At 43.3% G+C, this 13550-nt stretch carries 11 protein-coding genes and 1 CRISPR repeat array (1 of these 12 only partly in view); of the genes, 8 read left to right on the top strand and 3 right to left on the bottom strand.

The annotated features are described in order from the left end of the window. Positions 1-41 precede the first annotated feature (41 nt). The 6 genes from M0N77_RS01880 to modB all read left to right on the top strand — a co-directional run bounded on the left by M0N77_RS01880 (position 42) and on the right by modB (position 4143). Complete coding sequence (locus M0N77_RS01880) at positions 42-743, top strand: NTP transferase domain-containing protein (protein ID WP_353103017.1); 702 nt, start codon at positions 42-44, stop codon at positions 741-743. A 31-nt stretch (positions 744-774) separates the two neighbouring features. Beyond that, positions 775-1272 (top strand): cyclic pyranopterin monophosphate synthase MoaC, encoded by a 498-nt coding sequence (gene moaC / locus M0N77_RS01885; RefSeq protein ID WP_353103019.1) that lies wholly within the window; start codon positions 775-777, stop codon positions 1270-1272. A gap of 91 nt (positions 1273-1363) precedes the next feature. Then, entirely contained in the window at positions 1364-1645 is a 282-nt protein-coding gene (locus M0N77_RS01890) for a MoaD/ThiS family protein (protein WP_353103021.1), read from the top strand. 29 nt (positions 1646-1674) lie between these two features. Then, positions 1675-2139, top strand: a complete 465-nt coding sequence (locus M0N77_RS01895; RefSeq protein WP_371834212.1) for a molybdenum cofactor biosynthesis protein MoaE — start codon at positions 1675-1677, stop codon at positions 2137-2139. Positions 2140-2353: 214 nt separating this feature from the next. Further along, complete coding sequence (gene modA, locus M0N77_RS01900; protein ID WP_353103025.1) at positions 2354-3310, top strand: molybdate ABC transporter substrate-binding protein; 957 nt, start codon at positions 2354-2356, stop codon at positions 3308-3310. Between the two features lie 134 nt (positions 3311-3444). Continuing rightward, positions 3445-4143, top strand: coding sequence for a molybdate ABC transporter permease subunit (modB, locus tag M0N77_RS01905; RefSeq protein ID WP_353103027.1), 699 nt, complete (start codon positions 3445-3447; stop codon positions 4141-4143). A gap of 94 nt (positions 4144-4237) precedes the next feature. On the opposite strand, the gene M0N77_RS01910 is transcribed toward modB, so the two are convergent. From M0N77_RS01910 to M0N77_RS01920, 3 genes are all read right to left on the bottom strand, one after another. Continuing rightward, positions 4238-9916 carry a UvrD-helicase domain-containing protein gene (locus M0N77_RS01910; protein WP_353103029.1) on the bottom strand — a complete coding sequence of 1893 codons (5679 nt, stop codon included), beginning with the start codon at positions 9914-9916 and terminating at the stop codon, positions 4238-4240. A gap of 872 nt (positions 9917-10788) precedes the next feature. Next, complete coding sequence (locus M0N77_RS01915; protein ID WP_353105546.1) at positions 10789-11670, bottom strand: IS3 family transposase; 882 nt, start codon at positions 11668-11670, stop codon at positions 10789-10791. Further along, on the bottom strand, positions 11667-11978 hold the full coding sequence (locus M0N77_RS01920) for a transposase (protein WP_353103031.1): 312 nt from the start codon (positions 11976-11978) through the stop codon (positions 11667-11669). Before M0N77_RS01920 ends, M0N77_RS01915 begins: the two co-directional genes overlap by 4 nt. A 254-nt stretch (positions 11979-12232) precedes the next feature. Between M0N77_RS01920 and M0N77_RS01925 the strand changes: the two genes are divergently transcribed. Next, the gene (locus tag M0N77_RS01925; protein ID WP_353103033.1) at positions 12233-12682 is read left to right on the top strand and encodes a transposase; all 450 of its coding nucleotides are present in this window, start codon (positions 12233-12235) and stop codon (positions 12680-12682) included. After that, entirely contained in the window at positions 12582-13226 is a 645-nt protein-coding gene (locus M0N77_RS01930) for a transposase (RefSeq protein ID WP_353103035.1), read from the top strand. Before M0N77_RS01925 ends, M0N77_RS01930 begins: the two co-directional genes overlap by 101 nt. Before the next feature lie 88 nt (positions 13227-13314). Next, positions 13315-13550: a CRISPR direct-repeat array (repeat unit 28 nt; unit sequence TTTCTAAGTCACCTATGCGGTGATGAAG) (it continues 4473 nt past the right edge of the window).

Raw genomic sequence — 13550 nt, forward strand, 5'->3', positions numbered from 1 at the left:
AAGGTTTAGAGCGTTTGATTCATTTAAATAAGGATGCAATTTTGATAGCAAATTTGGCAGGAATCGTTATCCTAGCAGGCGGCGCTTCTCGCCGTATGGGTACATCCAAAGCCGAGCTGATTTTGCCGAGTGGCGAGCGCTTACTTGACTATCATGTACGCCAAGCGCTTAAGCTTTTGACCGCTAATACAAGCGTAGCTGATAAAAGCATACCTATTATGATTGCCGATAATGGCCGCGGTTTTTTAGTCGATAAGACGCAATTAGCAGAGGCAAAGACGCCTATTTGCCATATCACCGATTATGATTCTCCCTCCGTGGTAGCAAAGAGCGAAACACAGGGGCCACTGGTGGCTATTGAGTCGGCTTTGCAAAAGCTAGCTAAACTCAAAAAAGCAGATAAAGTAGAGCGCGCAGAGGCTTCATGGTTAATGGTTATTAGCTGTGATAGCTTGATTAGCGCTTATGATTTATGGAAAATGCTAGGGTCTTACACGGTATCGATAGCTCATGATCAGTCAGTTATTTGTCTGACCGATACCGCCCATTTATATCCACTATTAGGCCTTTATCATTTGACTGTTGAGCCGGAGCTACAAGCTTATATAGATAGCGGCGAGCGACAAGTGATGAGGTTTATTAGAGCTATTACTAAGGCTGTGCCGGTAGCAGCAAAATGGCAGTCTTTGACCAATTTTAATACCCCTGACGACTTCAAGCGGGCGTGTACTGCTTTGATGTGATTTTAGAATAAAAAATAACAAGGTTGAATTTATGAGTGCTGCTAATAAAAACGCCACTTTATCGCATTTAGACAGTGATGGTGATATCACTATGGTTGATGTCAGTGGCAAAACACCAACCACGCGCGAGGCTTATGCGGCAGGATTGGTGCGCTTTCCAAGTGCTATTTATGAGCAAATAAAAGCGGCTGATGGCATGACCAAAAAGGGCAGTATCACCCAAACGGCGCATATTGCTGGTATTATGGCTGCCAAGCGCACGCATGACCTTATTCCGCTGTGTCATCCCCTACCACTCGACAAGATTGGTTTAAGCTTTGACTATGACGATGAGAATAGCAGTATTCATGTAACTGCAACAGTCAAAGTCACTCACAAAACCGGAGTGGAGATGGAAGCTTTGACCGCAGTTAGCGTCGCTTGCTTAACCATTTATGATATGACCAAAGCCATCTCCCATGACATTACTATAGATAATGTGCGCCTGATCACTAAGACTGGCGGTAAGTCCGATTATCAGTATAGCTAGGTTTTAGCTTAAAAAGTACAGTAGTAGGCTACGGCTTTAAAGCAATAGGATTAATAGTAAAACACTGTGTTGAACAAAGAGGGATATAATAATGAGCGCTATAGCTGAAAATACCAATAACGATACTCTAATGACTATTAATGTGTTGTATTTTGCTAGCTTAGCTGATGAAGCTAAGTGTAATGAAGAAAAAATCGCTGTCGCCCCTTCGACTTCATTGGCTGAGCTTTATGAGCAATTGCGTAACAAGCACCGCTTTAGTCGCCCGCAATCTGATCTGCGCGTAGCAGTGAACGATTATTTTGCCAAGTGGAGCGATGAGATTAAAGAGGGCGATAATGTAGTATTTATCACACCAGTGGCCGGGGGCTAAACATGACAGATAATGTACACAGTCAGTCAATGACCATTAAGCGTAGCGTCGATGAGGTTTATGCATTAGCAGAGCGTGATGGTTTTGCATTATTGGATATCGATATTGATGAGGCTCGGCTCAAAGCCATGCTTGATGATGATGGCTGCGGCGCTTTTGTCAGCTTTGAGGGCAGGGTGCGTAACCACAATAATGCAAGCCGCGTTGATCGTTTGACTTATTATGGCTATGAGGATTTGGCCATTAACCAAGGTCGGCTCATTATCGAGGAGGCCAAACAGCGCTTTGATATTATCGGCGCGGCGGCTATCCACCGTATTGGCGCATTAGATATTGGCGATGTCGCTATTTGGGTAGGGGTGTCATCCGCGCATCGTTATCCGGCTTTTGATGCTTGTCGCTGGATACTCGATACCATCAAAGCCGATATTCCGGTATGGAAACAAGAGTATTATGATGACGACTCTTCTAAATGGCTTAGTAATAATGGTTAAGTCATGATTAAGCCATTAAAGCAGTTTATAAATGATAGCAGTTTATAAATAATAAAAATATGACCACGGCTAAGTAAGCATAGTTATAAAACTATGTTTGCTTAGTCGTTTTAGCAATTTTTTTGGGTAAGTTAAAAAAGTTGCCAACCTTGTGCAGGCAATGACTTTGGTATTACTAGCTTGCCGCTATCATAGTGGATAAAGGAGATAAGCTATGAAAAGTAGTCAATTCAGTGGTTATGATGATAAACAAAGCCATAAAACCTTGATGCAGCTCGTAACAAAAGCATCAAAGACGGTCTTGACCGTTAGTGTGTCAGCCTGTGTGGCTCTGAGCTTAGCGGCTTGTACCAAAGAGAATTCCGATACCGCCGAGCAAGCGCCCGTCACTACTGATGAAGCGATTGTACAGAATGAGGAAACGGCGGTAGCGGCAAGCCAAGCTGTTAAGGCAGGAGAGAAGATACGCATTGCAGCGGCGGCGAATTTATCCGATGTGCTACCCAAAATCGTCGAAGGCTATAAGACTGATAACAATTTACCCGATCAAGAGATTGAGCTAACCTTTGCCTCCTCAGGAAAGCTCTACGCGCAAATGCAGGCCAGCGCCCCTTATGACATCTTTTTATCGGCTAACCAAGAGTTTCCAGCAAAATGGGCGAACGAGAGACCAGCCGATGCGCCAAAGCACAAGCCTTTTACTTATACCCAAGGACAGCTGACTTTTTATAGTGTCAAACATCCGGTAGCAAAGCTTAATGAGGCAAGCTTAGCTGAGCTATTAGCCAAAGCGTCTGATAGCAAAATTACCATTGCCAATCCCGATCTGGCTCCTTATGGCGCGTCTGCCAAAGCTTACCTGCAATCACAAAATATTTATGAGCCATTGAACCAGCAAAAACGCCTGATTCAAGCGGAAAATATCGGTCAAACCTTCCAATATGCCAATACCGGTAGTGTGGACTATGGCTTTGTCGCTCAATCACAAGTAACGGCTATCAAAGCCACGCCCGAGCAGTTTTATATCCTAAATCAAGACGCTTATCCTGCTATCTTACAAGATGGCGTAGTGATCAGTGATGCCGCCGCGGCCACAGATTTTACCCATTATCTATTATCGCCTGCTGGTCAAAAATACTTTGCCGACGCAGGCTACTTAGCAGTTAAATAAGCGGCTGGCTCAAATAAACGGCAAAGTTAGCTAAGCTTTAGCGCTAAAGCTAAGATAAATTATTAGCTAAGTTAAACCCTAATAATAAGCTATCATGAGTAAATAGCCCGTTATGAGCAGACAGTAGTGACACTATGATAGATCAAGCGCTGTTATCAGCGATGCTAGTGCCGTTTTGGGTAAGTATAAAGCTTGCTGGTATCACCACGCTGTGCCTAATGCTATTTGCCACGCCTTTAGCGTACTGGTTAGCCAAACCGAGTCATCGTTACCTCATTGGTCGCCTCAAAGTCATACTTATGGGCGTCATCGCTATGCCTTTAGTATTGCCTCCTACGGTTATTGGCTTTTATCTATTACTGCTTATGAGTCCGACTACTGGCATAGGGGGCTGGTTTGCTGCTCATCATATCAAGACCTTTATTTTTACCTTTGAAGGGCTAGTGATTGGCTCTATCATTTATTCTCTACCGTTTTATGTGCAGCCTGTCTACGCGCAGTTTTTGCGTATTCCTCCAAGCGTGATGGAGGTGGCTAGCTTATTAGAACCTAGTCGCTTGCGCCGGTTTATGCGCGTGGCTTTACCGCAAGCGCGAGTGGGAATTATTTTAGGCAGCCTAGTCAGCTTTGCCCATACTATTGGCGAGTTTGGGGTGGTGCTGATGATAGGCGGTAGTATCGAGGGCGAGACAAAAGTCATCTCCATTGCCATCTATGAGCAAGTGGAGGCGCTGAACTATGATATGGCTCATGCCATGTCTTTTATGCTGATTATCGTTGGCATGATTATGGTAGCTTTGATCGCGAGCGTCAATCGATTGAATAAGCCATGAATATAGTTATGGACGATAAAACTTATTTTGGCTAGGTGTCTTTATAAAAAACCAGTTTATACAAAGAAAGTGTATAGCTCGCTTGAGTGTGAATTTACCTACAGGGTATATTAAATTGTACATAAGGCACGATCAGATAATGACTGCTTTCACTGCCCTGATAGCCTGCTTTTTCATACCAAGAAATATCTTGCTGATAAAATAGCGTAGTAGTAAACCCCGTCATAGCTAGGTGCTGATTTCCTTGCCCTTGAGAAGAATATTCCTTGGCAAAAGCGGTTGCAAACTGAGCAATTTGTTGGCCTCTTTTTGAGTAAAAGCCATCGCTCTTTGTCTGCTTTCGATAGCAAGCAACATCAAATAATCCCTTGATATCAAGACGATTTTGCGTCCAGCTATCAGCGCAAAACGTCTGTTCTATAAACGCCCGTCCTGCATCATTAACTAGTGCACGCGGCGTTAGTACAAGCTCATCTAAGCGCATAAAGCGATGAAAAGTCAGCATGGCAGGCGGATTGACTAGAGGTAAGTTGATTTGTTCGCCATGGGTAGATAGGCTTTTGGCAAGGGTAGGATGATGCGCTTTATGATGTAGTAGTAGGCTTAAGGTTTGCTTCGCTCGCGTTATGGCTACATATAAGGGTCTATCATGGCTATGATCGGTTGCAGTAGACGACTGCTCATCAATCACATAGACATGATCAAACTCCATACCTTTAGCGCTATGATAAGTGATTAAGATCACTTGAGTTTTATTATCGTATAGAGTGGATTCAAGCGCTTGTAGCACCTGCTCATAAGTCACATTTGCCATCTCTTGGGTACGACTAATAATCGCCTCCCAAGCTTTATCTAAAGGGTTTAGCTTTTGCTCACTACGCCATTGCTGCAAAAATGTCGCTACATTGCCTTTTATTAAGTCTAAACGCTTGTCACTCAAATAGTTAAATAGCGCTTGTCCTATAAAGCTGTTGAGAGGAGTCACTTGTTCGCTTTCATTATAGCGTTGACTACTGATACTCAATGCTTCCAAATAATGCTGGATAGCATCAAAATAGGACCACTTAGGCGCGAGTACGGCTATGGTTTGTGGTAGGGCGTTTTTTTGTTTATTGTCTGCTAAACGCTGCTCAATATCAGAGGCCATCCAAGCGGCCATATCAATACCTTGGGTTTGCTTATAATAGCAATAACGAATAGGACGGTTTGAATAAGGCTGCGTGGCTTTGATACTATGCTCGGCCTGCTTTAGACGCTCCTCATTTGGTAGAGCAGAGGCGATAAAGGCATTGGCAAGCTCGACGATATTATCGGCACTACGATAGTTATTTAATAAATAAAATTTGTGCTCAGTATTCACGTGATAATTATCGGCAAACTGCTGAATATACTTAATGCTAGCACCGCGAAAGGCGTATAGGTTTTGGTCATCATCACCAACCACCATCAAATAACCGCGCTGCTCAAAGTCGTCATCATCGGTATCACTCTCAGCGTCTATGGCAATATAGCTATCGTTTGCGTCACTATTATCGTCGTTTTGTGTTTGTAGATCCGCCAAAAGCCCAATCATCTGATACTGGTATTCATCAATATCTTGAAACTCATCAACCATAATGTATTGAAAGTGTTGTGGCCGCTCTTGCAGTTGACTGATGGCTTGCTCAATCATCCACTGATAGCGCGCATTATCACGGCGTTTTTGCAGATGTTTTTCTTGTGCTAAATGCTCAATACGTACAGCAATCTCATCAAGTGCGGCATCGGGCGCATCTTTTTCACTAAGTCCGGTGATTTGACGCGCTAATCCATGAAAAGTCTGAATAGTGACATTAATGGCATGATAGCCGATCAAAGCGAGCAATCGCGATCTAAGCTCAGCTACCGCCAAACGGTTATAAGCCAAAATCAAAATCTTCTCAGGCTTGATCTCCTCTATCATCAATAAATAGGCCACCCTATGTACTACGACCGTGGTTTTGCCAGAGCCGGGGCCGGCAAGCACCATAGCGGCACGGCTGGTCTCTTTGATAATTTGTTTTTGAGTAGCGCTAAAATAACTCGGCAAAATCTCTTTTTCATAATCCTTAATATAAGGTTTATGTACATCAATACCGTTATCGATATAGGTTTTGATGACTTTGGAGAGCGGCTGAGTAAAGTAATCTTCAATTAGTGCCTGTTGGACTTTAGCATCTGCTTGTAGCCAAAAGCTCAGCATATGTATACGGGCGCAGCGATCCTGATAGTGACTTTGTAGATACTGATAAGCGTTTTCATGATATTTTGAAGTGGATTTACGGTGCTTGCCAATAAAGAAAATAGCATCTTGGCTATCGTCCAAACGACTAAGCTCAATCAGCTCTAAGCGTTGTAACTTTTCAAGCTGAGTCAAGATAGTATCAGCATCGCGCTGTAGTTTTTTTGCTAGGCTATCTAAATGAAAATCTTTACCCTCACCATCTTTTTTATCCGGCAAGGCAGGTAATAGCTGCTCCTCAAATAAAGGCGTTAAGTCTGCTAAGAGCATTTTTGCCTGACGTACCCAGCTCTCCCAATTGTCTGGCAGCTCTGCATCGATTTGCCATAATTTAGTGTGATTGGTGGAGGAGACAAATACTTGTGCCGCGCTATGATTGCGCGTTTTTAAAATACCAAGCGCCCGAAACATTGGCAGAATATGGCGTTTGGTCGTTAAGTTGTGACGCTGCTGAGCTAGCCAGTTATCCAGTGCTTTGGTATTGAGCTGAGTAGTGCCTTGGCTCTCAATCGCGTCTATCGTTTCAGTGCCACTTAGCGCGCCATAACTGCTATTTAGGCACTCTTCCATAGCTATAATAATTCGGCTCAAACGATTAAATTCGCCTTTTAGATAGCGATGGGTATATTTTAGACGCACGCGCACGATAACCTGCCACTGAGCGTGACCTTGATTGACGAGCTCGCGCAGCCCTTTTAACAGCGTTTTAACAGAATAGCCAAGCGCTAGTGCTAGCTCAGGCAAATGATAGCGCGTTAGACCATTATCATTAGTTTTACTTTGACTACTATTTGGATTTGTTGCCGCTGTATGTAAGGTATCATCGGCAAGCTGCTGTAATTGAGTATAGAGCTTCGCTGTACTGGTATGACCACTGGCAGGCGCTTGACTTGAGAGTTTGATACTGACCCAAGCTGGTTGCTGGTCTTTTTCAGTTAATAGCCCGTAACGCTCAAGCGCTAACAAAGCCACTCGTACCTGAGTATTTAGCTGCTCGCTGTCATCATCTGCTGCTAGTATGGGCGCAAGCGTACTACTAGGGAACCATTGATCTTGCATTGGTTTATTGAGCGCTGGACGTATGGCGGTCCAGCAGTCGCGCAAGGTATTGGTATTGGGTATTCGCGACTGTCGTTCTTGAAAAAAAAGCGCTTCGATATCTTTTTGATCCCAAAGCATATAGGCGCTACCCGTCTCATAAGACTTACGCGCCGCTCGGCCAATCTCCTGAATATAGGACTCAAGGTTATTGGGCGGGCCACTATGAATGACAGTATGGATTCCTTCTTTATCGATACCCATACCAAAAGCATTGGTACAGACCACCACGTCCAGCTCATCGTTTTTGAATTTTTCAAGGACACTCTTTTTTTGCCCATCATTTAATTTGGAATGATAAGCCGCCGCTGCCAAGCCTTGCTGGGCAAAATCTTCAGCATATTGATCGCAGCCTTTACGATTACGTAAGTAGACTATAGCTACGCCTTTTTCGGGATGTTCTGGATACTGGTTTTCGTACCAGACTTTGCGTTCATTGATGATTTTATAGCTGCGGGCTTCGCGCTCCTCTTTGGCTGCTTCTATAAAATGCGCGCTAATATCATCCCGCCAAATCTTAAGGCTTTCGATAGGAGTGCCATATTGTACCAAGGCTTTGTTAGCCGTTAAGGTAGTCAGCTTATCTACCAGCTCACTTTCCAAGTCATCTTTGACACGCGCGCTGGCGGTAGCGGTCACCAAGCTGATAGTAGGCGGCACAAATTCTATTAAGTTACTGCTAGCGTTTAGCGGTTGAGTAATTTGTTGATCAGAGTTCAGATCTAACATATCAAGCTGAGGTTGAGTTGGTTTAGTAGAGCTTTGCTGCTCGAGCTGCTGTGCAAAATGCGCTCGCAGCTCATCGCTATAACAAGCCATCATATGATCGGCGATACGCAAAAAGTCGGGGCGAAAATCAGTACCCCATTGACTAAGCGTATGCGCCTCATCCAATACCCAAAATGCTGGTGGGCGGTTCTTAAGAAGTTGGCGAATACTATGAGTGCGCAAACGCTCAGGGCTCATATAAATAATATCTATATCGCCTTGCCAAATGCCGTCTAAAATCTCTTTTTGGGTTTCTATGGACTGCCCTGAAGTTAGATAAGCAATACGGCTGGCGTAATCTGGCAAATCGGCATGCAGATTGACGACTTGATCCTCGATTAGAGCTTTGAGCGGTGAGATTACTACGGTTAGCTGACGTTGATATTTGCTTAATATCAAGGCTGGCAGCTGAAAGGTCAAACTTTTACCACCGCCAGTTGGCAATATACCCAGAGGGATATCCTCATTCATCAGCACCGCTTTGACGATAGACAGCTGTCCATCGCGCAAACGCTTAAAGCCAAAAAAGTGCTGGCATTGCTCATTGATCCAATCTTCGCTTGGCTTACATAAGCGCCAAAAAGCATGTTCAGCTTGAATAAAGCTTCGACTATGAAGAGGATGCTTGATAACCCAAACCGGACGACGTGCTTGCGGTTTATCAAAATATCTTAGCCAATTCATAAAGGTAGCTACGCCAAGATGCTGCCATAGCATTGTATGCTCTTTGTCATTATTGATTAAATGAGCATTGTTCATACAGTCTTGTAATAAGCTGATAAGCTCAGTCCGATTGCCTGCTGGCAGGTCATCAAAGATGGACTCTATATCAAAGATATTGTCTTTATCTATAGCAAAGTCGCGATGATTGCCTATACTACATAGCTGTGACAACTGCGGTAATAATTTATGCAATAAAATCTGCATAGTGGCTGGCAAAAGCTGCCATGTTTGTGTACAAAGCTCAAACACACAGCGACTCTCTAAACAATCAAGCACAGGATTATTATAATCTACATTGGCTTTATAGAGCTTGGCAAGGGCATGACTAGGCTGATGCGGAATCAATAAGCAGCTTAGTATTAGAGTGTCCCAAGCCTTGGCTTGCCAGCCGCGCAGTATATTGGAGTTATTAAGTTGACTTGCTAATAAATTATGCTCATCACTAGTGCTCAATAACGCGTGTTTTAATAGCGAATATAGATGAGGCAAATCAAATTCAATAAGATGATGACCTCCCAAAAAACGAGCTTTATTCAAGAGCTCATAAATACTATTTGCCTGCTGCTTAAACTGCTGAGCGTTAAAGTGCCAATAGTAGTTATCAACTAAAAACGCGCCATCTATTAGGGTGTTATCTTGAGGATTAATCTCCAAATCCAGCCACAGCGTCTGCGGTTGGTCTAGTTTCACAAGTATTTGAGAAGCGTGCTGAACGGCTATTAATTTCTCTATCTTATTGGTGGCATTAAGACGTAAAAATTCGGCTAGGCTACTTGGCTTGGGCGACTGGTTATCTGCTATCGATAGGTTTGAGTCACTGAGGTGATAACAGCGCTTATTTTGATCGTTTTGAGGACTTATCTGCTCAAATACTTTAGAAGATGAAAAAGCAGTAGGGTGAATAAAGTCTGGTAAGTCTGACATAGTTGTAGCTTCTAAATAGTAAAAAAATAAATAATCTATATTATATAGATTTCTGCCTCTTAGGTATGGCAGGGTTGCTAACTATTGTCGTTTATAGACTATCTATTTTTTGGCTATAAGTATCTCAGAGAAGAGTAATTTGAACACATGAAAGATGTTCAGCTCGTCGCAAGGAGAAATCTATTTTATCAAATCGCGTTTGAAGTCATAACTTCTGAAAATCCTATTTAAAGGGTTTTCCTTGCGAGCCTAAAATTGGCATGCAATTTTTTAACGGCTCTCATAAGCCACCTGTGCGGTGGTGAAGCTCGGGTGTTGCGATGCACACTGATGTTAAAATTTCTAAGCCACCTGTGCGGTGATGAAGGGTGAGGTGTCCTGGCGGGTGCGTCCGCCAAATTTCTAAGTCACCTATGCGGTGATGAAGTTTTATGGATAAATGATTATGAAAGTGACAGATTTCTAAGTTACCTAAGCGGTGAAATCTATTTTATCAAATCGCGTTTGAAGTCATAACTTCTGAAAATTCTATTTAAAGGATTTTCCTTGCGAGCCTAAAATTGGCATGCAATTTTTTAACGGCTCTCATAAGTCACCTGTGCTGTGGTGAAGAATACTATCAAAATGACCGCGATTTTATAAACTTTCTAAGCCACCTGTGCGGTGATGAAGAAGTATGAAAAACGCGCCTATGTCCTAGAGTTTTTCTAAGTCACCTATGCGGTGGTGAAGTACTGTTGATAAGGACTGCCTTACCGAGCGTATTTCTAAGTCACCTATGCGGTGATGAAGAACTGGCTATGGTACTAAAGCAAGCGCGGGATTTTCTAAGTCACCTATGCGGTGATGAAGTGACTGATTGTAGTGGTCAACTAATTTAGGACACCTGATAAGAGGTTTTGATTAAAGTAGCGCTTCTCTTTTTCTACTGGTGGTAAATAATTATTGAAGCTGTGCGGTCTCACAGTTTGATAATAGCCCCAAATATAGTCGCTAATAGCACTTGATGCTTCAGCCATATCCTCGTAGCCACCCTTTGGCATCCACTCACTCTTAAAGCTTCTAAAGAAACGCTCAGTTGGGGCGTTATCCCAACAGTTTCCTTTTCGGCTCATACTTTGAACCATGCCATTACAACTCGCGACTGACTCAGCGAATTCTTGACTGGTATAATGCGTGCCTTGGTCAGAGTGAAACAGCACTCCATTAGGCTTGAGTCTCGTCTGATACGCCATCTGTAGCGCTTTGGCGGTCAAAGTACTATTGGGAGAGTCTGAGACACTAAAGCCCACCACACGCCGTGCAAACAGGTCTAACACTACCGCTAGGTAACACCAGCCGCCTTTGATGCGAATATAGGTTACATCCCCTGTCCAGACTTGGTTAGGCGCATCAGGACTAAAATTGCGGTCTAAGATATTGTCATGGGTTTTATGCTCTTGATCCGCATGCTTGTACTTATGGGTCTTAAACTGACAGCTTTTAAGTCCCATACTCTTCATGAGAGTGCTTGCTAGGTAACGCGTCAGTCTGATGTTATGCTCATTCCATAGTATGGCGATGATGGTGCGAGCGCCAGCTGATTGCTTTGAGTCGTTGAATATTTGGCGTATCAAGGCTTTGAGTTTGACCCGCTTTATATCGATAGGTTTAGTCTGTATGCCATAGTAATAGCTGCTTCTGACCACACCAAACAGGGTGCATAGCTTACGTTTGCTCAGTCGTTTGTCTTGCTCTGCTAAAGTCTTAATCAGCGATAGCCGTTCAGGCTGTCCAAGGCTAGCAGAGCTGAAGCCTTTTTTAGAATGTCGCGCTCCATAGTCAGTCGTTTAACTTGTTTACGTAGCTCTTGTAGTTCTCTTTGCTCATCGGTGAGGGCTAAACCTGTAGCTGGTGCAATGCCTTGCTGCTCTTTTTTATATTTGCGTACCCAGTTATCTAAGGTTGATGCACCAACCCCTAAAGATTCTGCCACTTCTGCTATTTTGCGCTTGTGATCAACGACTAGGCTTACGGCCTCTAATTTGAATTCTCGGGTATATTCTCTGCGTTTGGTAGTCATACTGGTTATCCTCTTTGGGGTAGTATAACCTTGTATCTTGAATAATCGCTTAATACTATCGATGAAAGTTGATAAAATAAAGCAGTTATTCATGAGCATTGAGAGTATGAGTATAACCTTAGTGCCTAGACACTGTGTAAGAGATTATGCCCAATGCTCATCCTATCATCTTAATATTCTGAATGGTATCCAAGTGCCTCGACATCTTATCAGATGCCATGAGTGACACTGCATAAACAAGGGAAGACAATAAGATGACACATTATATAGGCATAGACGTTAGTAAAAATAAGCTAGATATTGCATGGCTCAAAGACACTGACAAACTAAAATTCAAAACTAAAGTCTTTAAAAATGATCACAGTGACTATGCTACTCTTATCAACTGGCTAATTGCTAACATTACTGATGACTTAAACAACATCCACATAACCCTTGAAGCCACAGGCGTCTATCACGAGAACATCGCCTACTACCTATTTGATAAAAAGCTTAACGTCAGCATCATCAATCCTGCTTACGTCAAAAGCTATGCTGCTAGTTTAGGAAGTCGCAACAAGACGGATAAGAAAGATAGTATGTTATTAGCCCGCTACACCTATAGTGCTAAGCCTAAATTGTGGACACCGCCGCCCAGCAGAGGCGCGTCACCTCAAGTCTTTACTGTCGCGCTTAGACGTGCTACAAGAAGACTTACAACGTGAGCTGAATCGATTGGAAAAAACGGAGGCCACAGACACCGCTCCTATCGTTAAAGCGTCTATTGAGCAGATGATAGTCTCTTTGCAAGCCGCCATTGTTAAGCTCAATGGTGATATTGATGACCATATCGATGGTCATTCCAATTTAAAGCAAGACCAATATCTGCTACAAACTATTAAAGGCGTCGGCCCTGTTGTCTCAAAGCAGATGATGTCGCTGATGCATAATAAGCAGTTTAGTCAAGCGTCGCAAATGGCAGCCTTTTTAGGTCTAGTTCCCAAGCATAGTGAATCAGGGCTATTTAAGGGCAAGTCTCGCTTAGCAAAGAATGGCTCAAGTGCCGTAAGAGCTAAATTGTATATGCCGGCGCTAGTCGCCATTAAGCATAATCCCGACATTAAGGCGCAGTATGAGCGACTGCTTGCTAACGGTAAGTGCAAAATGCAGGCTGTCTGTGCGGCGATGCGTAAGCTTGTGCATATTTGTTTCGGCGTGGTTAAACATCAGCAACCTTACCAAGCAAGAGTTGAGCTGATTAGCACTTGATTTGGCTTTTTTAAGATGGTATCTCTTAAACATGGTCCGATTTAATTGTGCCACTATAATAACCTCTTAAACATGGTCCGATTTAATTATGCCACTATACCTATGCGGTGATGAAGATTGTGGTTGCTCAGCTATCCCCTGAGTTTACTTTCTAAGTCACCTATGCGGTGATGAAGCTAAATTCTGCCTTGCCACCTGTTGCCACGTATTTCTAAGTCACCTATGCGGTGATGAAGTCTGCAAAGATTTCTTGTGTTAGGCTCATTCTTTTCTAAGTCACCTATGCGGTGATGAAGCACGGTATTTATAGCCGTCCCCGTCTGC

This window comes from Psychrobacter sp. AH5 (genome assembly GCF_040371085.1).
In the GTDB taxonomy this organism is placed as follows: domain Bacteria; phylum Pseudomonadota; class Gammaproteobacteria; order Pseudomonadales; family Moraxellaceae; genus Psychrobacter.